26 protein-coding genes and 2 pseudogenes are annotated in these 24,603 nt (G+C 61.4%); 21 read left to right on the top strand and 7 right to left on the bottom strand.

Annotation, left to right across the window (positions count from 1 at the left end):
- The first annotated feature begins 2 nt into the window (after window positions 1-2).
- Entirely contained in the window at window positions 3-476 is a 474-nt protein-coding gene (locus tag ABS45_RS01510) for a type III secretion system chaperone (protein ID WP_291552208.1), read from the top strand.
- A gap of 19 nt (window positions 477-495) precedes the next feature.
- Here the strand turns inward: ABS45_RS01510 and ABS45_RS01505 are convergent, their stop codons facing one another.
- Window positions 496-828, bottom strand: a complete 333-nt coding sequence (locus ABS45_RS01505) for an STAS domain-containing protein (RefSeq protein WP_291552205.1) — start codon at window positions 826-828, stop codon at window positions 496-498.
- A gap of 90 nt (window positions 829-918) precedes the next feature.
- Here ABS45_RS01505 and ABS45_RS01500 point away from each other — a divergent pair, with 90 nt between their 5' ends.
- From ABS45_RS01500 to ABS45_RS01450, 11 genes are all read left to right on the top strand, one after another.
- Window positions 919-1,374 carry an ATP-binding protein gene (locus ABS45_RS01500; RefSeq protein ID WP_291552202.1) on the top strand — a complete coding sequence of 152 codons (456 nt, stop codon included), beginning with the start codon at window positions 919-921 and terminating at the stop codon, window positions 1,372-1,374.
- The gene (locus ABS45_RS01495) at window positions 1,371-3,746 is read left to right on the top strand and encodes an MFS transporter (protein ID WP_291552199.1); all 2,376 of its coding nucleotides are present in this window, start codon (window positions 1,371-1,373) and stop codon (window positions 3,744-3,746) included. Before ABS45_RS01500 ends, ABS45_RS01495 begins: the two co-directional genes overlap by 4 nt.
- 68 nt (window positions 3,747-3,814) lie before the next feature.
- Window positions 3,815-4,858, top strand: coding sequence for an ABC transporter substrate-binding protein (locus ABS45_RS01490; RefSeq protein ID WP_291552197.1), 1,044 nt, complete (start codon window positions 3,815-3,817; stop codon window positions 4,856-4,858).
- Window positions 4,855-5,520, top strand: coding sequence for a hypothetical protein (locus ABS45_RS01485; protein WP_291552194.1), 666 nt, complete (start codon window positions 4,855-4,857; stop codon window positions 5,518-5,520). The genes ABS45_RS01490 and ABS45_RS01485 overlap by 4 nt, the downstream gene beginning before the upstream one ends.
- A gap of 1 nt (window position 5,521) precedes the next feature.
- Entirely contained in the window at window positions 5,522-6,682 is a 1,161-nt protein-coding gene (gene alr / locus ABS45_RS01480) for an alanine racemase (protein ID WP_291552193.1), read from the top strand.
- Window positions 6,679-7,434, top strand: coding sequence for a hypothetical protein (locus tag ABS45_RS01475; RefSeq protein ID WP_291552191.1), 756 nt, complete (start codon window positions 6,679-6,681; stop codon window positions 7,432-7,434). Before alr ends, ABS45_RS01475 begins: the two co-directional genes overlap by 4 nt.
- Window positions 7,424-8,221, top strand: a complete 798-nt coding sequence (locus tag ABS45_RS01470; RefSeq protein ID WP_291552189.1) for a hypothetical protein — start codon at window positions 7,424-7,426, stop codon at window positions 8,219-8,221. The genes ABS45_RS01475 and ABS45_RS01470 overlap by 11 nt, the downstream gene beginning before the upstream one ends.
- Before the next feature lies 1 nt (window position 8,222).
- Window positions 8,223-10,238 (top strand): SpoIIE family protein phosphatase, encoded by a 2,016-nt coding sequence (locus ABS45_RS01465; RefSeq protein WP_291552186.1) that lies wholly within the window; start codon window positions 8,223-8,225, stop codon window positions 10,236-10,238.
- A gap of 13 nt (window positions 10,239-10,251) precedes the next feature.
- Window positions 10,252-10,428 (top strand): hypothetical protein, encoded by a 177-nt coding sequence (locus ABS45_RS01460; RefSeq protein ID WP_291552185.1) that lies wholly within the window; start codon window positions 10,252-10,254, stop codon window positions 10,426-10,428.
- Between the two features lie 177 nt (window positions 10,429-10,605).
- Window positions 10,606-10,875, top strand: coding sequence for a BrnT family toxin (locus ABS45_RS01455; protein WP_291552184.1), 270 nt, complete (start codon window positions 10,606-10,608; stop codon window positions 10,873-10,875).
- 22 nt (window positions 10,876-10,897) lie between these two features.
- Complete coding sequence (locus ABS45_RS01450) at window positions 10,898-11,131, top strand: BrnA antitoxin family protein (protein ID WP_291552182.1); 234 nt, start codon at window positions 10,898-10,900, stop codon at window positions 11,129-11,131.
- A gap of 144 nt (window positions 11,132-11,275) precedes the next feature.
- On the opposite strand, the gene ABS45_RS01445 is transcribed toward ABS45_RS01450, so the two are convergent.
- From ABS45_RS01445 to ABS45_RS01435, 3 genes are read right to left on the bottom strand one after another with little or no spacing between them, the layout of a single operon-like run.
- Window positions 11,276-11,476, bottom strand: coding sequence for a BrnA antitoxin family protein (locus ABS45_RS01445; RefSeq protein WP_291552180.1), 201 nt, complete (start codon window positions 11,474-11,476; stop codon window positions 11,276-11,278).
- The gene (locus ABS45_RS01440) at window positions 11,437-11,778 is read right to left on the bottom strand and encodes a type II toxin-antitoxin system HicB family antitoxin (RefSeq protein WP_291552178.1); all 342 of its coding nucleotides are present in this window, start codon (window positions 11,776-11,778) and stop codon (window positions 11,437-11,439) included. The genes ABS45_RS01445 and ABS45_RS01440 overlap by 40 nt, the downstream gene beginning before the upstream one ends.
- A gap of 36 nt (window positions 11,779-11,814) precedes the next feature.
- The gene (locus ABS45_RS01435) at window positions 11,815-12,048 is read right to left on the bottom strand and encodes a ribbon-helix-helix protein, CopG family (RefSeq protein ID WP_291552176.1); all 234 of its coding nucleotides are present in this window, start codon (window positions 12,046-12,048) and stop codon (window positions 11,815-11,817) included.
- Window positions 12,049-12,155: 107 nt separating this feature from the next.
- Between ABS45_RS01435 and pilV the strand changes: the two genes are divergently transcribed.
- From pilV to ABS45_RS01395, 8 genes and pseudogenes are all read left to right on the top strand, one after another.
- The gene (gene pilV, locus ABS45_RS01430; RefSeq protein ID WP_291552174.1) at window positions 12,156-12,773 is read left to right on the top strand and encodes a type IV pilus modification protein PilV; all 618 of its coding nucleotides are present in this window, start codon (window positions 12,156-12,158) and stop codon (window positions 12,771-12,773) included.
- Window positions 12,770-13,828, top strand: coding sequence for a PilW family protein (locus ABS45_RS01425; RefSeq protein ID WP_291552172.1), 1,059 nt, complete (start codon window positions 12,770-12,772; stop codon window positions 13,826-13,828). The genes pilV and ABS45_RS01425 overlap by 4 nt, the downstream gene beginning before the upstream one ends.
- Window positions 13,829-13,843: 15 nt before the next feature.
- Window positions 13,844-14,476: a PilX N-terminal domain-containing pilus assembly protein gene (locus tag ABS45_RS01420; RefSeq protein WP_291552170.1), complete on the top strand. Its 633-nt coding sequence runs from the start codon at window positions 13,844-13,846 to the stop codon at window positions 14,474-14,476.
- A gap of 38 nt (window positions 14,477-14,514) precedes the next feature.
- Entirely contained in the window at window positions 14,515-18,924 is a 4,410-nt protein-coding gene (locus ABS45_RS01415; RefSeq protein WP_291552167.1) for a PilC/PilY family type IV pilus protein, read from the top strand.
- A complete protein-coding gene (locus ABS45_RS01410; protein WP_291552165.1) occupies window positions 18,921-19,382 on the top strand; it encodes a type IV pilin protein in 462 nt (153 codons plus the stop codon). Before ABS45_RS01415 ends, ABS45_RS01410 begins: the two co-directional genes overlap by 4 nt.
- Complete coding sequence (locus ABS45_RS01405) at window positions 19,379-19,963, top strand: GspH/FimT family pseudopilin (RefSeq protein WP_291552162.1); 585 nt, start codon at window positions 19,379-19,381, stop codon at window positions 19,961-19,963. Before ABS45_RS01410 ends, ABS45_RS01405 begins: the two co-directional genes overlap by 4 nt.
- A gap of 41 nt (window positions 19,964-20,004) precedes the next feature.
- Window positions 20,005-21,117 (top strand): bifunctional diaminohydroxyphosphoribosylaminopyrimidine deaminase/5-amino-6-(5-phosphoribosylamino)uracil reductase RibD, encoded by a 1,113-nt coding sequence (gene ribD, locus ABS45_RS01400; RefSeq protein ID WP_291552158.1) that lies wholly within the window; start codon window positions 20,005-20,007, stop codon window positions 21,115-21,117.
- 139 nt (window positions 21,118-21,256) lie between these two features.
- Window positions 21,257-21,388 (top strand): annotated as a pseudogene (locus tag ABS45_RS01395) (GNAT family N-acetyltransferase); the annotation flags it as partial.
- 86 nt (window positions 21,389-21,474) lie between these two features.
- Here ABS45_RS01395 and ABS45_RS01390 read toward each other — a convergent pair.
- Window positions 21,475-22,188 (bottom strand): nucleotidyl transferase AbiEii/AbiGii toxin family protein, encoded by a 714-nt coding sequence (locus ABS45_RS01390; protein ID WP_291552155.1) that lies wholly within the window; start codon window positions 22,186-22,188, stop codon window positions 21,475-21,477.
- A 191-nt stretch (window positions 22,189-22,379) separates the two neighbouring features.
- On the opposite strand from ABS45_RS01390, the gene ABS45_RS01385 reads away from it, so the two are divergent.
- On the top strand, window positions 22,380-22,712 hold the full coding sequence (locus ABS45_RS01385; protein ID WP_291552153.1) for a type II toxin-antitoxin system HicB family antitoxin: 333 nt from the start codon (window positions 22,380-22,382) through the stop codon (window positions 22,710-22,712).
- Window positions 22,713-22,762: 50 nt separating this feature from the next.
- Here ABS45_RS01385 and ABS45_RS01380 read toward each other — a convergent pair whose 3' ends face one another.
- Complete coding sequence (locus ABS45_RS01380; RefSeq protein WP_291552151.1) at window positions 22,763-23,284, bottom strand: GNAT family N-acetyltransferase; 522 nt, start codon at window positions 23,282-23,284, stop codon at window positions 22,763-22,765.
- Between the two features lie 93 nt (window positions 23,285-23,377).
- Window positions 23,378-24,603 (bottom strand): annotated as a pseudogene (locus ABS45_RS01375) (aldehyde dehydrogenase family protein); the annotation flags it as partial.

Genomic DNA, 24,603 nt, shown 5'->3' with positions numbered 1-24,603 from the left:
CCATGCATTCCTGTGACCAACTCCTGCTTGACCTTGGCCAGACCGCCGGCTTGCCCCAGCCGCTTCGCTTCGACCCGCACGGCTGTGCCCGTCTGACAGTGGACAACCAGCTGGCCATCGACTTCGAGCGCGACACCGAGCGCGCGGTGATCCACATCTACAGCGTGCTGGCTGTGCTGCCCGCACAAGAGAAAGAATCGGTCTATCAGCAGTTGCTCGAAGCCAATCTGTTCGGCGCAGAGACTGCAGGTGCCAGCCTGGCAATCGACGCCAACACGCGGGAAATCGTGCTTTGCCGCAGCGTCAGCGCCGAAGGCACGCCAGCGGCGGCATTCGTTCAGCTGGTGGAGCAATTCATCACGGCGGCCGAAGACTGGAAAACGCGCCTGGCGCAGCAGCCGTCGAGCAGCGCATCGGCCGGCAACGCAGCCGCCGATGCACCGGCGCAGCACCTGGGAACGTTCTTGCGCGCATGAGCGTACTTGAGAGCCGGCGTCAAAACCGCTTCAATGCCGCTTCCCGATCCGGCTCCAGGTTCAGGATGGCAAGAAAGCCGCTGACGTCAAACACCTCGCGCACATGCGGGCGCATGCCGCACAGCACCAGCAGGCCGGATTCCTGCTTCAAGCGTTTCGCCAGCACCAGCACCATGCGCAAGCCGGCGCTGGAGATGTACTCCAAAGCGGAAAAATCCAGCAGCAGGTGGCGCGCGCCCGCGTCCACCAGCGTCAGCACCTGGGCTTCCGTCGCCACGGCATTCGTGCTGTTGATCTGCCCTTGGAACGAGACGATGGTGGCGGTTTCGGTCGATTCGGTGACAATCGTCATGGTGTGACATCCCTTGATGGCCCCCTGCAAAACAAGGGCCGCGCCATGATAGCGATGATTTTGCCGGGCTCCTTCACAACACCGCCAGCCATGGTCAGCACCGCCAGTTCGTCGCCGCAGCCCTGCTGGACGCAAGCGCCGCAGCAGCTGGCACCTGGCAATGGGACCACTGCCGTGGCGGATGCGCTCGCCTGGCTGCAAGCCTTGGCCGCAGGGCATGGGTGGTCGTCCAGAACCGTCTCCACGCTGCTGCTGTGCGCCGACGAAGCCCTGGCCAATATCGCCATGCATGCGCGCCGCCCGGATGGCGAACGTGCCCGGATCTGGCTGGCCTGCGGCCCCACCGATGCCGGCGTGGGCGTTCTCATTGAAGACGACGGCGTCGCATTCAACCCCGTCACCCAGCCCTCGTCGGCCCTAGCGGCATCGCTGGACGAAGCCGAGATCGGCGGCCACGGTCTGCGTCTGCTGCGCCACTACCTGCGTCAGATGCAGTACGGGCGCGAAGCGGAGCGCAACCTGCTCTACATGGAGTTGGAAATTTGAGCGCGGCGACCGCGCTCACGCCCGCCCACACAACCATGCAGGGCAAGTTCCGGCTGCTGTGGCACCTGGTCGCCATTCTTGTGCTGGTGGGCATCGCCACCCTGCTCGTGAGCGGCCGCCTCACCGAAAGCACGCTGCAGGCGGCGCAGCAGGATGCCTTTCAGGATCGTTTTGCCTTCACGGCGCAGCGCGCAGCCACGGCCGCGGAGAACGCCTTGGCTATGCGCATCCCGCTGGCCTCGGACGCGCCGCTGGCCGAGCTGCTGCGCCGGGAGGCCGGCCTGGAGCCCTTGATTCAGTCCTTCGAAATCACCTCAGCGCAAGGTCAGTCACTGCTGGCAGCTCCCATTTCAAGAGTCAATTCGCAAGGCGGTGCGGACGCACCGGGGGAGATCACCAGCGCCATCCACAACGACCTCGGAGAGACGGTGGCCACGGTCCGCCTGCGCTACAACGTTGCCAGGCTGCACGCCGCCCAGGAAGGCCTGCACCAGGTCGTCTGGCACACCGCATGGCTCGCCGTGGCCCTGTGGAGCGCCATGATGGGCGGTTTGTGCTGGCGGCTTGCTCGTCCCGGGCCGGCGAGTGCCAGCCGGTTTGCCACGCTGGGGGGCAAGCGGGTGTTGCTTACCCTGGCCGCGGCGCTGGGTCTGGGGGTTGCATTGGTGGGGGTGGGTTGGCGCGCGACGGTGGCCGGGCAGGCCGGCATCGAACCCGATCAGGTGGCCAAGGCGCAGGTCATCGCCAGATCGAGTGCCTCCCTGGTCGAACACGCACTGGAGCTGGGTGTGCCCCTGCACCAACTGGTGGGGCTGCAGGAACACACGGCGGCACTGCAAGCGGGCAGCCCGGAAATTCTCGGCCTGGCCCTGCGCGCCGCGGACGGCACCACGCTGGCAGGGCAAGCACCCCCACCGCACGCCAAAACCGTGGTGGCCCCCGTCTCGCACCAGGGCAGCACGCAAGCCGAGGTCGTTCTCACGCTGGATCCGGGCGTATTGGCCCGCAAGGTGCGAGCCAGGCTGCTGGACATGGCCATACTGGCGGCGGTCTGTCTGCTCATGGCCATGGAAGCCGTTGCGCTGGGCCTGGGCACGCGCGGCGCGCGCGCACTGGCCGCTTGGGAGGCGCGCGCCAACCGCCTGGCCAAGCGCCACGTACTGCGCCCCGGCAAAAGCGCCACGGCCATGCGCCCTGCCCTGTTTTTGTTCATGCTGGCGGAGGAATTCACCCGCCCCTTCCTGCCCACCTGGGCACGCACGCTGGCACCGCAAGACTGGGCGCTCTCGCCCGACGCGCTGGCGAGCCTGCCGCTGGTGCTCTTCATGGCCATGGTGGCGTTATTGCAATGGCCGCTGGCCGCCTGGTCCGAACGCTTTGGCCGCCGCCGCGGCATGGTGCTGGGCGCGGTGCTGGGCGCCGCCGGGCTGGGCCTGCCCGGGGTAGTGCCGGAATACGGCGCGCTGCTGGGCGGACGGCTGCTAGGCGCGGTGGGCTTTGCCATGGTGTTCGTCTCGGCCCAGGGGGCCACCATAGACGGCTCCGCCCGCCACGACCGCGCGCGCAGCATGGCGCAATTCGTTCGGGCCATACTGGTGGCCGGGCTGTGCGGGCCGTCGCTGGGCGGCATGGCCGCTGACCAATGGGGGCCGCAGATCGCGTTTGCGCTGGCCGCCTGCATCGCGCTGCTGGCCACGCTCATCGCCCTGCGCCAGATGCCGCGCGAGCCAAGCTTGAAGGGCTCCACCGCCGCCATGCTGTCCGACGACCAGACATGGAAAACCTTGCCACACCAACCGGGCCTCACGGGCCTGCTTTTGGGTTGCGCCTTCCCCGCCAAGCTGCTGTTGACGGCGCTGTGCTTCTTCCTGCTCCCCATGCATCTGCGCGACGCCGGCTACGACAACGCCGAAATTGGCCGCCTGCAGACGATTTACCCGCTGGTCATGGTGCTGATGGTGTCGGCGGCCGCTCGCGTGGCCGATCATCTGGGTAGGCGTGAATGGTTTGTCGTGCTGGGTGGTTTGCTCGCCGGTGGCAGCGCGCTGGCTGCCGGCTGGGGCCCGGGCGGCCTGTGGGCCCTGTCCCTGGTGCTGCTGTGCCTGGGCCTGGGGCAGGCGATCTCGATCACACCGCAATCGGCTTTGGTGGCCGATTGGGCGCGCGCGCTGCCAGGCCGCCAGGGCGCGGCCACGCTGGGCCTGTTTCGCCTGACCGAGCGCACGGGCAGCGCCCTGGGCCCGGCCGTCGCCGCCGCGCTGCTGCCGCTGGTGGGTTTCGGCTCGGCGGTGGCGCTGATCGGCGCCCTGGTGTTCGGCGGCAGTTTGGCCTACGGCTGGAATCAGCGTAGTCTCGCGAGGGCAGGCGCATGATGAAGACCGCGCGCCCCGAGCTGACCACGCAAGGCCTGTTTTTTGAATTTTGCTGATACGCCAACCGCATGTCTCGCCGCACTTTCCTTAACCACTGCCTGCGCCGGGCCAGCCTGCCCCTGCTGGCACCCTGGACCGCGCCCATGGCCCAGGCCGCGGACAAGACCTGGCACATCCTGATGATCACTTTCCGGGGCGAGACCGACGTCGATCGCGGCTTTCGCGCCTACCTGGCCGATGCCGGGGTGAAGGTGCGCTACACCCTGCGCGACGTCGGGCAGGACATGCGCCGCGCTCCCGGCATCGTGCAGGAAATCCCCGCGCTGGCCCCGGATCTCATCTACGTCTGGGGCACGCCGCTGACCCTGGCCGTGGTAGGTGCCTGGGACAACCCGAACGGCGAGCACTTCATCCACGACATCCCGGTGGTGTTCGCCCTCGTGGCCGCGCCGGTGGATGCGCGCATCGTCCCCAGCCTGGAGGCTCCGGGGCGCAACGTCACGGGCGCGGTGCATGTGGTGCCCTTTGACGTGCAGCTGCGCGTGATGCAAAACTACCTGCCGCTGAAAAAGCTCGGTGTGCTCTACACCCAGACCGAGCCCAACTCGCGCGCCATCGTCGAGACGGCTCAAGCCATTTGCAAGAAGAACGACATCTCCCTGCTGACCCGCACCTTCGCCAACAACGCCCAGGGCAGGCCCGTGGCCGATGGCCTGGAGGACTTGATCGCCGGGCTCAAGGACGAGGGAGCGCAGTGGCTCTACCTGCTGCCCGATACCTTCCTGGGCACCCTGTACGACCGCCTGGCACCCATCACGCTGGCAAAAAAGCTGCCCTGCTTTGGCGCGGCCGAGCTCGCGATCCGCTCCGGTGCGGCGCTCACGGGGCTGGTGAGTCGCTACTACTCCGTGGGGCAACTTGCCGCCGCCAAGGCGATGGAAATTCTGGTGGAAGGCAAATCCCCGGCGCAGATTCCGGTGGAGCGCCTCAAGCGCTTTTCCCTGCTCATCAACATGCAGGTGGCGCAGCAGTTGCAGCTGTACCCACCGATAGACATGCTCAACTACGCCGAGGTCATAGGCGTGGGCGAGTCACGCGCCGCGGCCTCATGAACACACCCGGCACCGCCCACGACACGCCTGCCTGGCGCGAACTTGCGCCCGCGGACCTCGCCGCCATGCACGCCCTGCACCTGCTGAGCATCCAGGGCCTGCCCGCCCAGCTGGTCAAGCAGGAAAGCACCGAGTTCTTCGCCAGCCTGCTCGCGGGTCGTGGCCGGGTGACAGGCGGCTGGGCGCAAGGCAAACTCATCGCCTATGGCGTGCTGCAAAACGATTTGCTGGCGCACGACAACCCGCGCGCGGCGCTGGGCCTGGCACCTGACGCGCCGCTGCTGAAACTCGCTGGCGCGGCCGTCGATCCCGCATGGCGCCAGCGCGGCCTGCAGCGCCTGCTGATAGAGCGGCGCATGGCCATGGCGGGCACGGCCAGCCTGTTTTCCACAGCCGCGCCGGGCAATGCCGGCAGCTGGCACAACCTGCTGGCCTGCGGCTTTGCCGTGCACGCGCTGGAGTACCGCTACGGCGGCCACGCGCGCTATCTGCTGGCCTATGCGCCAAGCCAGGCGCAGCCGCCCGCCACCGCGCCCACGCAGGAGCTGGCGCTGTCCGATCTTGAACGCCAGCACGCGCTGCTGGAGCAGGGTTGGTGGGGCGTGGCACCCGGCCAGGCACCCGGCAGTCTGCTCTTGCGCAACCCGTTGCCAGGTCCATAGCATGGCGGACACGACATCGCGCTTCGCCCCCCCCTGGGACGGTCCGCGTCTGAGCCTGGACCTGGACGCGCTGGCGCACAACTGGCGCACCGTGGTGGCGGCCAGCGCCGGGCAGCGCATCGGTGCCGTGGTGAAGAACGACGCCTACGGCTTGGGCGTGCAGGCCATCGCTCCGGCGCTGTGGGCGCTGGGTTGTCGCGAGTTTTGGGTTTGCACGTTCGATGAGGCTCTAGCGCTTTACCATAGCGCGCTTGAAGCTGCTAAAAACGAAGCAATACGCATCCTGGTCCTGAATGGCCTGGCCGGTGCCCAACCCGAGGATTTCGCGGCCCACGGCTTTGTCCCCGTACTCGGCGGAGCGCACGAGCTGGCAGCGCTCTGCGGCTATGCCGCACGCTCAGGGCAACGGTTGCCGGTGGCCATCCACCTGGATACCGGGCTGACCCGCCTGGGCTTCTCGGATGGGCAATTTCAACTGCTGCAGCCCGACAGCTCACTCTGGCAGGATGCCATGGTGACCCATTGGGTCACCCACCTGGGGCGCTTTCACAATCCCGCGGCACCGCAATGCCGGCAGCAACGCCAGCGCTTCATGCAATGGACAGCGCCATTGCCCCGGGCCCTGCGCAGCATCGCCACCTCCTCCAGTGTCTTTGCCGGGCCGGATTGGCACTTTGACCATGTGCGCGTTGGCAGCGCGCTCTGGGGCGTGCCAACCAGCCAGCTTCCCACCCCGGCGCTGCACCCGGTGGCGAGCCTGCATGCGCCCGTGCTGCGCGTGGCAGATGTGGCCGCCGGCACGGAGGTGGGCTATGCCGGCAGCTACATCACCCCGGGGCCCAGGCGCATCGCCACCGTGGCCCTGGGCTATGGGGACGGCCTGCCATTTACCCTGGTCAACCGCGGGAGCCTGGTGCTCGGCGGGCGGGCCATGCCCATCGTGGGCGGCGTGGCCATGGGTATGGTGGCGCTGGATGTGAGCACCTGCGCGCCCGGAGAAATCCAGCCGGGAATGTGGGCCGAGGTCTATGGCCCGCAGCAGTCGCTGCAGACGCTGGCCGATGCCGCGGGCGTTCCCGCCAATGTCTTGCTCACACTCTCGGCGCGGCTGGCGCATCGCGGCAAGACGGGCTCTTTCACATCAGCCACGGGGGGCGCATGAAACCCCTGGTTCGCGTTTACGTGATTGCCCTGGCTGCCGTGCTCTTGCTCATGGGCAGCCTGCTGTTCATTGACAGCCAGGCGAGCCGCACGCGCGAAGCGCAATTGCAGCAAGTCCGCGACCAGTACCTGTTGCGCAATCTGCGCACCGCCATCGAGAACCTGCTGGCCAGCGGGCTGCAGGCAGATCAGTTGGACGCCGTGCAGCAGGTCATCGAACGCGAGCAAGCCGAATTTGCCCGGGTGGTGGCCATCGATGTGTTTTCCGCCAGCGGACGCGTGCTCTACAGCACCGATGTCGGCAACCGCGGCATGCCGGCGCCGCAGAACTGGCTCGCCTGGCTCAGGCAAGCCCCGCCGTGGAACGCCGATGCGCCCGGGCAGCGGCAGATCGGGACGCCGTTCGAGAACGACCTCGGCAAGGCGGCAGGCGGCATCGCAGTCACGCTGTCCACCGTCGACGAACCCGCGACGCTGGCGCAGTGGTACGAGCGTGGCCAGCAAGCGCTGCACTGGCTGACGGCGCTGGTGCTTGCGGCACTGGCCACCGCAGGCCTGGTGCACGGCGGCTTGCGCCACCTGCTCGCGCCCTTTGGCGAGGCTGCCCGCGCGCTCGAAAACGAGCCGGCCAGCGCGGGCAAGACCACGCCGCTGACCACGGCCGCGCGCGCGCGCCGGGCGGCGTGGGCTGCGGCGCGCCAGCAGCAGCAGCAGACCATGCAAGGGCTGGAAGCACTCGACCATGAAGACTGATACCGGCACCCTGACAGACCTGCGCTGGCGCCTGGGGTGCTGGGTGCTGTGCGTCCTGCTCGTGGTCGGCGGCGCTTGCGCGGTCTGGGCGGTGCAGGAGATGCAGGAGCGGGCCGACGCCGCCACCTACAAGGACAGCCACGCGATCGGCGAATCGGTCGCGCAGACCTTGGCCGAGCAATTGGCGCGGGCCGTGCGTGTGGGCATTCCGCTGGCGCAGTTGCCCGGTGTGCCTGACTACCTGGCGCAGACCGTGCAACGCCAGCCCATGCTCAACGCCATCACGCTGCTGCAGCCCGATGGCAGCGTCTTGCACACCGTCGGCCAGCCGGCCCATGGCGATGTCGTGCCCGTGCCGATCACCGTACAAAGCCGCACGGGCGGCGCGCAACCGGCGGGATTTGTCGTCGTCGAAGTCGGGCATGCAGCATCTGCACGGCAAGGCCCGGCCTGGAGCAGCGGGGCCAGCGCCCTGGCCGTGATCGGCTTCGCGCTGCTCGGCGCGCTGACCGCGGCATTCGGGCCGGGGGCGCATCTGGAGGCGAAGCGCCGTGCCGCTCTCGCGGCATTGCATCAAACCGCCCACGACGCAGCACCGGCATCGCCGCAAGACATGCCGGACAACGATCTGCAGCGCCTGCTGGACGCGCTGGCACTGGGCGACGGGCGCCAGCATGCGCAGCACCAAGCGGTGCAGGACTACGCCGACGAGCTGCTCAACACCGATTTCGATGGCAGCCTGCGCCCGCGCGTCGAGCGCATTTTGGGCTCGACTCGGCCCCGCTGACATGCTGCTGCGCACACGCATCACCCTGATGGTGGCCATGGCCCTGCTGCTGGTCACGGCCGGGCTGCTGGGCAGCGGCGCGATACGCGAACAACTCTCGCGCCAGCAACAGGCCTTGGCGGCCAATGCCGCGCAATCGGCGCAATGGGCCGAATCGCTGGCGGTGGAAGACAGGGTGCTGGACACGGCGATGGACAAGCTGGCGTTGCTGCCGCAGTTTCAGCAGGCCAGTCAACGCGGCGATCAGGACGCCATGCGGCAAGCCATCGCCGGGCAGGGCCTGCTGGACGGCTCCGACCCGCCCTTTGCGCTCGCCGCCGTGATGGAGCTGGGCAGCGCGCCCGCCATCTGGGGGCTGCGGCCGGACTATCCCCTGCTCGAAACCGACAGCCTGGAACGCGCCAGCGTTGGCGCTTCGGTGGACGGCCTGCGCCAGGTGAGCAGCACGCAGGTCGTGGTCCTGTCCGCGAAACGATTGACCAGCCGGAAAGATCCGGCGCTGCTGGTGCTGGCGCGCGACGTAAGCCACCCGATGGCGCAACTGGCGCGGCGCATCGACGCCAGTGTCACGCTGCTGGATTTGCACGGGCGCTTGCTGCGCACCACCGATCCGTTGCTGTGGCAGCAGGTTGCGCCGCACATCGCGCCGCGGGGCGCGCAGCATTTCGCACTGAGCGTGGATGACCACACCTACACCGTCACCGGCACCGTGGCCAATGATCTGGCGGGCCACGCCCTCGGGACGCTGATCACGCTCACCGACACCACCGCCAACGCGCGCGCCAGCCGCTTCCTGGAGCAATTGGCACTGGGCGCAACCATCGCCCTGGTGGTGGCGGTGCTGCTGGGCTTGAACTGGTATCTGCGCCACAGCCTGCGCCCGCTGGAAGATTCCATCGATGCGCTGCAAGCCCTCGCCAAAGGCGATACCGAGGTCCGCCTGCTCGGCGTGGGGAACGACGAAATCGGCCGCATTGCGCAGGCCGTTGCCACATTCAGGCGCAACGCGCGTGACTTGATCGCTGCCCGAGCCCTGCGCGAGCGCATGCGCCGCCGGCAGGAGCGGCTGCTGCGCACCAAGCTGCAGGTGCTGGCCGACGCGACCCACCAGTTCATCAAGTTCAAGCCCGGGCTCAGCGACGAAGACCAGTTGCGCCAGCTGGGCCAGGTGATGAATGAGCTCTCCGCCCGCCTGATCGACCAGCATCAGCGCCTGACCGGCGTGGTACAGGAGCTGCGGGAAGCCTTGATCGCGAAGAACCGGCTGGCGGGCCTGGAGCAGGAGCTGCAGATCGCGGCGCAGGTGCAGTTGAGCATTCTTCCAAGGCACGCACTGCAGGACGAGCGCATTCAGCTCCATTGCGAGATCACCCCCGCCCGCGAAGTCGGCGGGGACTTCTACGATTACTTTCTGATCGATCCGGATCATCTCGGCTTCGTCATCGCCGACGTCTCCGGCAAGGGCATTCCGGCGGCGCTCTTCATGACCATCACACGCACGCTGCTGAAGGCCACCGCGCAATTCGTGACCGAGCCGACGCGCTGCGTCGCCCAGGTCAACGACCTGCTCGCTGCGGAGAACGAACAGATGATGTTCGTCACCTTGTTCTACGGCCTGCTGGAGCTGCGCACCGGCCGGGTGCGCTATGTCAACGCCGGCCACAACCCGCCCTGGGTACTGCGCTGCAACGGCGAACCAGCCTTGCTGCAGCGCACGGGCGGCATGGCCGTGGCGGTGAGCGAAGGCTTCCCCTACCAGGAGGGAGCGATCACCCTGGCCCCCGGTGACCTGCTGTTTCTCTACACCGATGGCGTCACCGAAGCCTTCAATCCCGACGGCCAGGAATACGGCGAGCCGCGCCTGCGCCAAACCCTGAGCGCCGCATTCGCCAGCGCCAAGGACAACCCCACGGAGATCGTGAACCACGTGCTCGCCGACATCCAATCGTTTGTCCGCGATGCGCCGCAGTCGGACGACATTACCTGCGTTGCCCTGGGCTATCGGGGCAAAGCGTGAATGACCTTGACCCATGAAAAACCCGCCCACCATCGAAAGCGCACGCCTTGCCGCCCCCGCAGTGCTGGAGCTTGCCTGGAGCACGGGCGAGACGCTGTGCGTTGATCTGACCGATCTGCCCAAACGCAACCTCACTACCGCTGAGCGGCCAGTACGCCCGCACCCACGCGCGTGCTCATGGGCTACTTGAGATGCGCCGTCACGGGGCGCCACAGCGCGCTCTAAGTCTTGGCGCAACGCTTGCACCGTCTGGCCTTCGAAGGTGATGCTGATCTGATCGGGCAAGCCCAGCACCTTGCCCCACAGGATGCCCCCGTTGACGTCGAGCATTTCTTGTAATACATATTTTTATATGCATAATTGACCAATGAATTTCACCTGGCACGAAACCAAGCGGCAAACCAACCTGAGCAAACACGGTTACGACTTTGCCGACGGGTGCCACGTGTTTGCAGGCCCCACCATCACGGAAGAAGACACACGCAACTACGACGGGGAACAGCGCTTCAATACCACGGGGTTCCTGGGCCTGGCCATTGTGACCATTACCCACACAGAAACCGAAGACGAAATCCACATCATCTCCATGCGAAAGGCCGAAACCCATGAAATCGACACACTCTCCCGCTACCTCTGAACCCAAGGCACCGCGTCTGCGCGTGGGCCTGAAAGATGTCGGCCATGCAGAATTTGCAACCGCAGTGCGCGAACGCTTGGGCAAACAGCGCGTCAGCATCATGCTGGACGGTGAAGTGCTCGCCTTCTTCCGCGCCAAGGCAGGCGAGCGCGGATACCAAACCCTCATCAACCAGGCGCTGCATGACGCCATGAGCGGCGAACGGCTGGAAGCCACCCTGCGTCGCGTCATCCGTGAAGAAATGCGCGTGGCATAGCTCACGCGGCACCAAGTTGCCTGCGCCCCACGCTTTGAGGCAGGCCCGCAGTCACTGCGCCACTTCGTCCACCATCCAAAAGAGCCAGGAGTGCGGGAAGCCGCGCTGCTCGATCTGCCTGCGCCGCTGAATCGGCGCCCCGCCTCACGCCGTCAGCTTGCCCCGGCGCACGGCCTCGCGCAACAGGGCGTTCACGCGGGTTTGCCAGCCGCTGCCGCTGGCCTTGATGGCGGCCAGCACGTCCGCATCCACGCGCATGGTCACCGGCCCCTTGGGGTGCTCGGCCACGGGGCGCCCGGGCGCGCTCAGGCGTGTGCAGCTTCGCTCAGGGCGCGCGCGGCCCATTGGGTCAGGCTCAGCCCGGCGGCTTGCGCGGCCGTCAGGGCGGCGCTGTGCACTTCGGGCGGCACGCGCAGCATGAGTTTGCCGCTGGCGCTCTTGTGCGGCGCCTCGCCTTTTCGGGCGCATTCTTCAAGGTAGAAATCCACCGCGCGCTCGAAATCTTGGCGCAACGCGTGCACCGTCTGCCCCTCGAAGGTGATGCTGACCTGATCGGGCAAGCCCAGCACCTTGCCCCACAGGATGCCCTCGTCGGCGTCGAATTCGACGCGCGCCGCCAGGCCCTTGTGCGTCAGCGTACTGCTCATGGTTTCACTCCCATCGCCTGCAACCAAGTACCAATTTCAGCGTACACCGTGATCTGCGTCCTGCCGGTCCAGGCGATCAAGAATGGCCAAGGCCTGAGCCGCGTCGCCACGCGCGGCCAGCGCACGAAAACGCGTCTCCACATCAAAGGCAGCAATAGCCTGGGCGCTGAGCCCCTCCATCAGCTTGTTCATGCTCAAGCCCCGGGTTTGCGCCAGGGACTTGAGGCGCTGCGCAGTGTCTTCGGGCAGGCGTATCGTCAGGGTGCTCACGGCAGCTCCTCCAAAAATTGGGCGGGAGTCGGAACAAACCGACAAGCGGCGCGAAATAGCCGACAAGATGCGTTGCCCAACTACGTCAGTCGATCAAAAATGACCGCATGTTACGTTTTACTACGCCCAATAACCATCCAGGTTTGCCGTCGCCTCGGCGGTTAGTCGGCTTTTCCTTGGTAGAAGTACTCATTTCCATTGTGGTGCTTTCCTTCGGTCTTCTCGGGGTTGCAGGCCTGCAAGCCGCCTCGCTGAAATACGGCCGCATCGCACGGCAGCAATCAACGGCTGTAAGTTTGGCGCGCGAGCTGGCAGACATGATGCGCGGCAATCCTGGCGCAGCCTCATTGACATCCGGCAACCCCTACTTTGGTAATTTTTCAGGTGCCAGCATTCCGGCTGCTGGAACTGCCACCTGTTTGGATATAGGCAGCGCTTGCACCAATGGCAACACCATAGCCACTGCTCAACTGACAGATTGGCTTGTCCGCGTTGGGCAGGCTCTACCCGAGGCAAGAGCGGTGATCTGTGAGGACAGTGCCCCATACAACAGTTCGAACGGTCTGCCTCAGTGGACGTGCACAGCATCACCCAGTGGAAATTTCACGGTCGTCATCAAGCTTGGCTGGACACAAGAGACTACAGACAAAATTATCCAGCAGGCAAGTGACACAAATGCGCGCCCATTCGTCATCCTGCCCGTCACCCCCGGGGATCAGCCATGACCGCTAAATACCATCAGAGCCGCCCGAAAACCGCAGGCAGCGCAGCTTATGGATTGACATTGGTCGAGCTGATGGTTGCCATGGCGATTGGCTTGCTCATCGTACTCGCAGCTGTCGCGGTCCTGACTGCGAGCCGCAGGGGAGCGTCGACAGTAGACGCCGCATCTCAATTGAGAGACGACGCTCGCTTCGCCACAAGTTTGATTCAGCGGCTGACCGTTCAAACTGGTTTTGAAGATATGCAGTGGGCTCGCGCACCCTATAGTGATAGCCCTCAAAAATATAAATTGCAAAATGGCGTTGATATCAATAATTTGAGACCAAATATTTTTGGCTACGATAATTCAATACCAAGCGCCTCGGATCCGCTGAACACGGTTACAGCTAGAACACCAGGCACAATAGGCTTTGGAAGCGACGTATTGATACTTCAATTCCAAACGGCGGCAATGGATGATGGCTCGGGAACTGACGGAGGCATGATTTCTTGCGACGGATGGCCGTCAAACTCTATAGGAGCAGACAAGTCAGATAGGCTCGTTAGCATCCTTTATGTTGATCTTAGTGCCAGCAGTGGCCAGCCAGCATTGATGTGTATTAAAATCAACGATGATGGAACGTTTTCGAAACCAACTCCTTTGATTGATGGTGTTGAAAATTTTCAAGTGCTTTACGGCGTCGATAACGTCGTTCCCAATACCGCGCCCACTGGCCACTCCGATGGTCTGGCGAAACGCTATTTGCGTGCCAGCCAACTCACCGTATCGGGAAATGATCCGGCAACTTATGTAAACTGGAGACGCGTGAATAGCGTGCGGATTGGATTGGTATTGCGTGGATCAACAGGCTCAGCACAGAGCGTGACTTCACAAACTTTATATCCACTAGGTAGTTCCAATCTATCTAGCCCAAGCGATCCAGGTTCAACGTATACAGCGAACGATTCTCTGCTCAGGCAAACCGTGACTTTCACAATTCATTTGCGTAACTGTCAAAATCAAGGCTACCAGACTGATGCCGGCACATCACCTTGTGACGTTGAGATGCCTTCATAGATCAAGAGGGCAATAATGAAATATTTACTATCTCGGCATCATTGCAATGGCCGAAAAAAACAAAAAGGTGTGTCGCTCATCGTCGTGCTGCTCCTTCTTGTAATCGTATCCATGCTCGGTGTTGCAAGCATGCAAATCTCTCTGATGGGTGAACGGGGTGCCCGTAACGATCGCGACATGCAAGTGGCCTGGCAGGGTGCGGAAGCCGCACTGACTGACGCCCAAATAGGCCTACGCAATGCATCTAATCCTATTGATGCGCTCGCCATCGACACTGGCTGTTCTGCCACTGTCGGCACGCGTGGCTTCTGCCGCCCTGATCCATCAGCTGCAAAACCCGTTTGGCAGGTCGTCGATTTCGGCGATGCGTCCGGCACTGCAGAAACTGCTGCACTAGGCACTTACACCGGTCGCACCTTTGCCAATGCCAACGGTGTGGCAAACAAGGGAATACAGCCCGCGCAGTCTCCTCGCTACATTGTGGAAGACTTGGGCTCTGCTGCCTCCGGTCAGGGGCAGCAAGTGACCAGCAACTATAACGGCGCGAGTTTTTCATCCAATTTTGGACATGACTATCGAATTACCGCCATGGGATTTGGTCCGCGTTTGGACATCCAGGCGGTCGCACAGACGATCTTTAGGCACTAGAACTATTTGGAGGACACATGACATCGCTTTCACATGCCATGTACGACCAGCCCAAACGGCACTTCGTTCAAGCCATCATTTCTGGCATATTTATAATTGGTGGGCTTGCATCATTTGCCGTCATAGGTCAAGCAAGCCCGCCACCTTTCAAAGCCGTCAATATTGCATCGGTGCCGCTATACGCAGCCACTCAGGGCGACAAACCAACGTTGGCGCTGGCGCTTTCAGTTGAGTTTCCAACGGTCGGCGCGCAATACGTAAGCACACCGGGTGGCACAGAAGATTCAAGTTATACGCCCGCCAACGAGTATATTGGCTACTATAACGCAGAGAAATGTTATACATACATTGATAATCCAAGTGAACCTGCGGTTGCCCCTAATACGACGTCGGACTACAAACGTTTTGTCATCAGTGGTACGGCCACTGCACACCAATGCACCAACGCTTTTAGCGGAAATTTTTTAAATTGGGCCAGTAGTTCTGCAATTGACATGTTGCGACTCGCTCTTTCTGGCGGCGATCGCTATATTGATGAAACAAATTTGACTATCCTGCAACGTGCTGTCATTCCTAATGGTGATCCAACATGCATGTGGAATAGTCCTAATTTTCCAGCCAAAAAGCTCAACAGCAGCTACTACGCTGGAGCCGTGCCTAACGCAATGGTCTCTGCGGCCAACAGCGCAGGTGCCAGCGCCATCTGGGTGGCTAATACCCTCAACAGAATTTATTTTGGTACAGCAAAAGGCGGCTCCTGTGGTAACCCCGGCTCTTACAGCCTGAGTACAACCAAAGCAATGGGCTCCATTATAACAAAGACAGGCAGCCTTCCTTCAGACGCAACAATCTGCGCCGCTGAAAACGGAAGCTGCACGGCAAGTGGCATCCAGGAAGTATGGTATGGCGGCTACACGTCCGGTAGCCCGTCAAGCGGAAAATGGAAAGTGGCTCCAGTTTCAGGAGGCTTCAATTGTACAAACGGTGTATTTACTGATCCCGCCTCGGGCACAGCCAAAAATTGTTATCTGCGCAGTTACACGGGCTCCTGGACGCCACCCGGAGGCCCTGGGCTAAATTCGGATGGTTTTTTCTACGCCAGGGCTGAGGTCTGCAACAAAAGCGGCAGCACTTTAGTTGATGATCGGGATTATAATTTTTGCAACAAATATCCTAATGGTAACTTTAAGCCGAACGGGGTGATTCAAAAATACAACAATCAACTTCGTCTCGCTGCCTTCGGTTATGCCTTGGAACAAACGTTAAGTTGGGACAACGGTGCCAGCAAGGCGGGACGCTATGGTGGTGTCCTTCGTGCGCCGATGAAGTATGTCGGCCCGAGGACCTATGATATCAACGGAACGGAAGACACTCCAGCCGGCGGGAACCCCAATGCCGAATGGAATGCTTTGACAGGAATTTTCAATAAAAATCCAGATGGCGACACTACATTCGGCATCAGTGGCGTCATCAACTATCTTAATCAATTTGGTCGTACAGGGCCTGTCCCTGGCCGCTACAAAAAATATGACCCCTCCGGGGAACTCTATTACGAAACTTTGCGTTACATGCAGGGTTTGCCGCCATCGTCAGCAGCAGTTGACAATTTGGATTTAGGTAATACGACACAGGTGACCTATTATGACGGCTATCCGATTTACAAAGACTGGTCTGCTATTGATCCATTTGGCAACGGGCGAGACAAGACTGCTGACTATTCTTGCTTAAAAAGCAATATTGCTCTTATCGGCGATATCAATACCTGGGATTCTCGTTATACTAGTGGCGGTTCACACAACAGAATGGCCGGCACCAATATAGCCAACAATATTCCAGATATTGAAAAATGGATTTCGGTTGTCAGGGCGTTCGAAAAAAAGCAAGTGACGAATTATATTGATGGGCAAGGCGCTTCACGCACAACCAGCAACCCAAATCCCGCGAGTTCTGGCCCAACCAGTCGAGGTGCGCAAGTTTACGGTTTGTCTTACTGGGCGCACACCCATGATATTCGCGGAGCGGATTGGACAGCCGAGCCGGAAAAACAGCGCCCAGGCCTGCGCGTGAAGTCCTTCTTCTTCGACGTGAATGAATACGCCACTGAGAGTGTGGATAGTCAACGTCGAAATAACAATCAATATTATACAGCCGGTAAATATGGTGGGTTTTTGACACAGCCAACTCAGGACGCTCGTCCATACAATACCACGGGAAATCCGTTTTATGACAAGGATGGCAACCCCAACAATGACGTTTGGCAAGATCCCGCGAAACCGTTGGAACCACAGACATATTTCCTGCAGAGTGATGCCAGGGGCGTACTTGCAGCTTTCGAGCGAATTTTCAGTGAGGCCTCCAGTGCGCAACGCAGTATTGCTGGCGCTGCGTCATCCAGCTCAAAAGTAACAACGGGTTCATTGGTGTATCAGGCATCATTTGATACCAGCAGCTGGTGGGGCGACGTCCAGGCATTTCCACTCAGCATCGACGCAGTGACCAAGGCAATTTCAATGGGAGCCACAGCGATGTGGTCGGCAGATCAGCAGCTTTCCAATCGCTTGGTTGCTGGATCGCCTGACCGCAACATCGTGGTAGGCGTCGGAGGAGTCAACCCTTCGCCACGCGCTACTGATTTCAAGGCTGCCAGCATTGTCTCAGCACTGCAGGACGATCTTGATCGCCCTGCTCCTGGGGCCGCTTCAGACGGTTTGTGGAAAGACCGCCTCGATTACATCCGCGGAGACAAGAGCAAGGAAGGCAGTCCGTTCCGCGTACGCTTCCACGCATTGGGTGACGTGGTCAACTCTGGTTTGCAATTTATCGGAGCTCCATCACCTCGATCCAACCTCGGCAAGGGCTACACTGATTTTGCCAACAAGGCGGCTGTAAAAAATCGTACAAATGCAATATATGTTGGTGCGAATGATGGGATGATGCACGCTTTCAACGCCGACAATGGCGAGGAGCTCTTCGCTTACATACCGAGTTGGCTCGGCCCTAAATTGAGCCTGCTGACCGACAAAGATTATCTGCACCAAGCATACGTTGATGCAAGCCCAGTTATTGGAGACATCCAATATGGCTCAGACGGGACCGCGGACGATTGGAAAACTATTTTGATTTCCGGCTCTGGGGGTGGTGGTCGTGGCGTTTTTGCTTTGGACGTGACCGACCCTGCAGCATTCGATGCTAGCAAGGTAATGTGGGAATTTACCCAAGCCAATGATTCAGATATGGGTTACGTCCTTGGTAAACCTCGCATTATCAAACTACGCACTAGTGCGCCAAGTGCCACGCCTGTAGTTACCCGCTGGTTTGCGATGGTCCCTGCCGGGGTAAACAACTATGTTGATTCTGGCGATGGCATCTTCAGCCCAACGGGTGCACCAACCATTTTTCTTCTGGCGCTGGACAAACCGATAGGCACAGCCTGGAGCTTGGGAAACAATTATTATAAAATCAGTTTTCCTTTTGATTCCACCCTGGCGACGAGCAAGGCCGTTGGAATTGTTAATCTCGAAGCTTACATGAACGAAACCGGGCTTACTGAGTTTGCTGCTGCTGGAGACCTGCACGGCAACGTATGGGCTCTGGATTTCACAGGGTTTGGGGCAAGTGATTGGTCGGCTGGAAATTTGTCTCGCTTCAACACTGGTTCTGCAGGAAGTCTGACAGCTTATCCCATGTATATTGCAAAGGATGCAGGAGGATCCATTCAACCCATCACAGCTGCGCCGACCATCATTGGATTCGGTCGATCAAATAAGCATTTGATCGGTTTCGGCACAGGAAAGTATATCGAACCTGGCGATAGCACATCCACCCAACAAAATACCTATTACACCATATACGATAATGGCAGCGGAAGCGCTAGTGGTGGTACCTCAGGTGTTGTTGGAATTCAGGGGCGTGGCCGATTGAAAGTGAGCACGCTCGATGCCGTTACGGGAAAGTTTAGTCCAAATTCAGCATTTACATGGGGAAGACCCGCTAGCGATGGCGACGCTACCAAACGTTCCGGCTGGTACTATGACCTTCCGGGTAACGGAGAGCGTATTGTTTATGATTCAGTCGCAGTTCCGATGACCACAAAAGCAGCGTTCAGCAGCCTCATGCCAGATTCGGCATCCACTCCCGGCGTCTGCTCCATCTCTGGTGGAACGGGCAGCAACTATTTTGTAGATTTGTTCTATGGCACGGGCACAAGTACAGCCTCGCTGGTCGGCCTTTCCGGCCAGCCGATGCTGGTGATCGGCGATATATCTGAAAATTTTGGTGCTTCAGGGAGCCCTTCTGGGCGCACCACAACCGAAATTTCAACGACTGTGATACAACAAGGTTCCGGAGGCCTCAGCATACCTCCCGATGGCACGCAAAAAATTCAATTTCCAAGTGGTCGGTTGAGTTGGCGTCAGATCAACAATTATCTGGAGTTGCACAATAAATGAAAAAAACGACTATGTTCAGAGCCCCTTATCAATCTCTTATGGGGTTTACTCTGATAGAGCTCATGGTAGTTGTTGCCATTGTTGGTATTTTGGCTGCAATTGCTTATCCATCGTATCAGGATTCAATCCTCAAAGGGCGCCGTGCTGAAGCACGGACAGCTCTCATGGATTTGATGCAGCAACAAGAACGGTTCATGACGCAAAATAACACATACAAGATCTTCGTGACTACGGACACCGTGCCATTTAAAACATATGTGGGAGAAAGTACGTCGAAGACTTATACGTTGTCAGCAGAAAGATGTGGTGCATCAATTTCTGAGCAAGTTTGCATTCGGGTTGTAGCTACACCAACGGGAAGCGATCCTAAAGTAGGCAATTTACTCTTGACAAGCACTGGAGTAAAAACATGTACAGGTACTGCAAGTGCCACAAACCGAAAACTCTGCTGGCCATGACTTCTATAGTTTCAAAAACTCGTGACCTCGGTTTTACTTTGATCGAGTTGATGGTCACGGTTTCCATCGCGGCAATTCTCATGATGGTTGCCGCGCCCAGCTTTGTTAGCTATCAGAGAAATTCCGAACTGAGCTCAATTACAAACACATTACTTTCGGCTATCAATGCAGCTCGCGGCGAGGCCATGAAGCGCAACATGTATGCCGGCATTTCACCCAAAGATGGTTCCAACTGGAACAGTGGTTGGATTGTGTATATCGACAGAAATATCGACCACAATTTCAGCACAAGTGATGATGAAATTGTATTTGAACAGTCTTCCCCACCAAGCTATATCGCCATTGCTGGTACGGGCACAGCAAATGAGTCCCCTCCTTATGTTTCTTACAATGGGTCTGGATATCCAAGGAATACGAGTGGTGGATTTGGTGCGCTTACTATCAGCCTCACGCGTAATGACGTCTCAGCCGCAGAAGCAGCAGAGCAGACACGCCGAATCATCGTAGCGGCTTCAGGGAGGACCCGCAGTTGCAAACCATCGTTAGACCCCGCAACATGCAAAGCTAGCGCGACGGAGTAAGCGATCACTATTTCCCGGCTTCGCATACCATCGCAAGCGACATGACCGATGCCGCTTCCTACATCACCCAAGCGCTTGAGTTCGCCACCCAAGCGCTTTTTCTTTCCAACCCCAACCCCCGCGTAGGCTGCGTCATCGCCAGCACAAACGGCGACGTGCTGGGCCACGGCTTTACCCAGCAAGCCGGCGGCCCGCACGCCGAGGTGATGGCGCTGCGCGATGCCGCGGCGCAAGGGCACGACGTGCGCGGCGCGACGGCGTATGTGACGCTGGAGCCCTGCGCGCACCAGGGCCGCACCGGGCCATGTTGCGATGCGCTGATCGCGGCGGGCATCGCCCGCGTGGTGGCTTCATTAGCCGATCCCAACCCGCTGGTGGCGGGCCAAGGGTTCGCCCGGCTACGCGCGGCGGGCGTGGCGGTGGAGGTGGGCCCGGGCGCGGCCGAATCGCGCGAGCTCAACATCGGCTTTTTCAGCCGCATGGTGCGCGGCACGCCGTGGGTGCGCATGAAGGCGGCCACCTCGCTCGATGGCGTGGCGGCGCTGGCCAACGGCGCCAGCCAGTGGATTACCTCGCCCGAGGCACGCGCCGATGGTCACGCCTGGCGCGCGCGCGCCTGTGCAGTGCTAACGGGCGTGGGCACGGTGCTGGCGGATTGTCCGCTGCTGAACGTGCGCGGCGTAGCCACGCCACGCCAGCCGCACCTGGTGATCGTGGACAGCCGTTTACGCACGCCGCCCGCTGCACGGCTTTTTGACGTGCCCGGCAGGTTGGTATGGATTTACACCGCACGCGAGGATGTAAAGGCTGCCGATGCGCTGCGTGCGCGTGGCGCCACGATTACCGTGCTACCCGATGCCGCTGGCCAGGTGGATATCCGCGCGCTGCTGCGCGATTTGGGGCGGCGCAGCGTAAATGAGCTGCACCTTGAGGCGGGGCCGCGGCTGAGCGGCGCCTTGGTGCGCGCCGGGCTGGTGGATGAACTGCTGCTGTACCTGGCGCCCCTGCTGCTGGGCAGCGGCGCGCGCGGCCCGGCAGATTGGGGGCCGCTGCAGGCATTGTCGCAGGGCCTCGCGCTCGAGTTTCACAACATCGCGCGCATCGGGTCCGATCTCAGGGTACTGGCGCGGGTGGCGGGGCGCGGGGATTTCTAATTGGGCTGCAAGCCCTCACCCCACCCTCTCCCAGAGGGAGAGGGGGTAAAGCTCGCGCGATCGATCACCCCTCTTCTTTTGAGAGAGCTGGGTGTGCGAGGCTTCTGAGGCATGTGGATAGTCAAGAAAAAGCAAATTCCCAATGCGTAACGAGCGTGGGTTGCACTTTCACGAGGCAGCGGGCTTCAAGCGAGAAATGAGCACCGCCAAGACGGCTGTCATCGGCGGTGTGAAGATCGAGGAAGTGCGGCCGCATCGCTCCTTGAACTAGAGCTGATTACGCAGTCTGGGCAAGGGTTTTTGCTGGATTTTGCTAGATAAAATATTCGAGCAGCCGTTGCAACGGGGCCGGGTGTTTCAGCCCTGCCCACTCAAGAACTTCGATCGCAGCGTCACCTCGGGAAGGTCGCGCACCGCCTTCACGGCGTCGATCAGCGTCTTTTTCTCGACGGAGGTCAGGGCGCCCAGGTCTCCGTCGTTGAAGTACACAAGTGCTTTCAAGCTCTCGCTGGGCTGGAAGTTCGGTCCGTAGAGTTGGCGCGCGGATGCCAGTCCGCGTGCCAGGCTCACACCGACGCCAAGCATCGCGGCCACATCACGGTAATCCTTGGCCTCGGCCCGCTGGAGCACGACCTTTACCTTGGTCGCCATCAGGTCGTCAAGCGACGCTACCTGCAAAACGCCGTCCTCGGTCCAATCCGGTTCCCCCACGCGGCCAAAGGCGATCGTGCCAAAGAAAGAGACCTTGACGTGTTCGCTCTCGGTGCCACCGCAGGGAACGAATCTCCGTGCGGGCAGTGCGGGGACGTGATCCGCTTCGGACAAGCCGAGACGGTAGTGCCAGTACGCCCAGGAGCGCTCGCTGAACTGGCCGGCCTGTGCATGTGCCAGTACGTCGCACAGCGCTTCATCGCCCACTTGCACGGCGAGCGTTTGCACGTCGGCGTAGTCGCCGATGTCCATGACCTGGGCCATCACCCGTTCGGGCGTGGTCACGGCATCCTCCGGTGTTTTCCACCAGATGTACTTGCATGCGAACGGCTTCAGCAATTGCGGGTCGATGGGGGTCATGACGGCATCCCTTCAACGTATTTTCACGAATTTCGCAGGCCTTGGGTTGTTGGATCGCGCGCGATCTTTCGCTTTCATGCTTTCCAAACGAGCAGGCCATGGTATTGATTGCAAAATACGATTGCAAAAGAGGCAAAAGCGTACCAAGTGGAGCAGGCTCGCGATTTTCTGGTCTTGATCGGAGTAAAACCATGAACACCATGACCCACAAGGGCTACACCGCCCGTATCGAGTTCGACGAACGTGACGCCATCTTCGCCGGTCGCATCCTCGGTACTGCGGACGTGATCGGCTTTCACGGCGAGACGGTGGCCGAGCTGCGTGCAGCATTTGAAGAAGCGGTCGACGACTACCTGGCGACCTGCGCACACATTGGCAAGCAGCCGCTCAAACCCGTCAGCGGCAACATGATGCTGCGCGTGCCACCTGAGGTGCACCTGCAAGCGCAAATCGCCGCGCAGGCACACGGGCAAAGCCTCAACCAGTGGGCTGCCGAGGTGTTTCGCAAGGCAGCACTGGCCTGATACCGATGCCTGGCATTGCCTGAACCCTTGCCCAGCCTGCGCAAGAAGCTCTAATTCAAGGAGCGCTGCAAGCGCACCTCTTCAATCTTCACACCGCCGATGACGGCCGTCTTGGCGGTGCTCATTTCGCGCTTGAAGCCCGCTGCCTCGTGAAAGTGCAGCGCGCGCTCGTTGCGCAGGGGCACCCAGGCGGTGACGGTGGTGCAGCCCTCTTCCGCCAGGCCGTCGCGCGCGGCATCCCACAGGGCCAGGCCCACACCCTGGTCCCAGTGGGTGGGGTCGGCATAGATGGCCCAGATTTCTCCGGTGGTGGGGCGGGTCTTGGGATCGCGCGAGCGATCGAAGCCGACAAAGCCGACGATCTTGTCGCCATCGACGGCGACTTGCACCTGCGGCTCGCAGTAATTGATGGCTTCGCGCCAGTAGGCCTGGCGCTTTTCAACGGAGGACATGGCCTTGAGCTGCTCATCCGGAACGACATCCTTGTAGGCGTGCAGGGCAGCGGCGGTGTGGACTTGGGCGATGGCTTTGGCATCGCGCAGGGTGGCGGGGCGTACCTGAATGCGAGACATGTAAACGACAACGAGACTAATGGAAAACCCGTAATTCTCGCGCAAAACGCTGAGGCTGCCTATCCCGCCGCCGCGCCGCGGCAGGCACCTGCGTTACATCAAGCGCCGGATCAGGCCCATCACACGGTCAAAGCGTGCGCCGTACGGCGGGTAAAGCATCTTGCCCGCGCCCCAGCGCGACTGCACCAGCACGGGCTTTTGGTGCGAAAAGCGCAGAAAGCCGCTTTCGCCGTGGTAGGCACCCCAGCCGCTGTCGCCAATGCCGCCGAACGGCAGGTTTTCATGCGCGATGCGCCAGCACTTCATCGCGCACCGCCGTGCGGTTGCCGAACCAGTAGAGCGAGAGCGGGCGCGGATGGGCGTTGATGTAGCGCACTGCGTCATCGAGCGCTTCGTAAGCCATCACCGGCAGCAGCGGGCCGAAGATTTCCTCCTGCATCAGCCGCATCTGGCTGGTTGCGCCCAGCACTAGCGCGGGTGGCATCTGGCGCGCGATGCCATCGCCCAGGGTCTGCTGCGGCGGCGCGGGCGTGCCGGGCGCGGCCGTCATCTCATGCACGGTCGCGCCCATGGTGCGCGCCTCCTGCAACAGATCGCGCAGGCGCGCCAGGTGGCGCGGCGTGATGATGGAGGCGTAATCGGGGTTGCCGGCAAAGTAGGGGAAGAGTTGCGCCACCGCAGCGCGGTAGTGGTCTGCAAATGTGGCTTCGCTGCCCTTGGGGACGAAGAGGTAGTCGGGCGCAATGCAGGTCTGGCCGGCGTTGAGCAGCTTGCCGTGGGCAAGCTTGAGGGCCGCATCGCGCAGATCGCAATCGGCATCGAGGATCGCGGGCGATTTGCCACCCAGCTCCAGCGTGGTGGGCGTGAGGTTGGCCGCTGCGGCCAGCGCCACCTTGCGGCCGACGGCTGTGGAGCCGGTGAATACCAGGTGATCCAGCGGCAGAGCCGCCACCTGCGCAGCCACGTCGGGCCCGCCTTGCAGCACGCAGAATTCCTCGGGGGCGAAGGCCTTGGCGATCAGGTCAGCCAGTTGGGCGCTGGTGTGGGGCGTGAGCTCGCTGGGTTTGAGCAGCACGCGGTTGCCCGCCGCGATGGCGCCAATGGCGGGGCCGAGCGCGAGCTGCACCGGGTAATTCCATGGCGAGATGATGCCGACCACGCCCAGCGGCTGGCGCTGCAGCCAGGCGCGCGCAGGGCGCAGGTACAGCGGCGTGCCGACACGTTGCGGGCGGCACCAGCGCTCCAGGTGCTTGAGCGTCTGCGCCATCTGGGCGCGCAGCAGGAAGAAATCGGCAACCTCGGTCAGGCGCGGCGAACGC

This window comes from Comamonas sp. SCN 65-56 (assembly GCF_001724135.1).
In the GTDB taxonomy this organism is placed as follows: domain Bacteria; phylum Pseudomonadota; class Gammaproteobacteria; order Burkholderiales; family Burkholderiaceae_C; genus Comamonas_C.
Note: the sequence above shows the minus strand (reverse complement) of the source record. Positions and strands in the feature narration are given on the sequence as shown.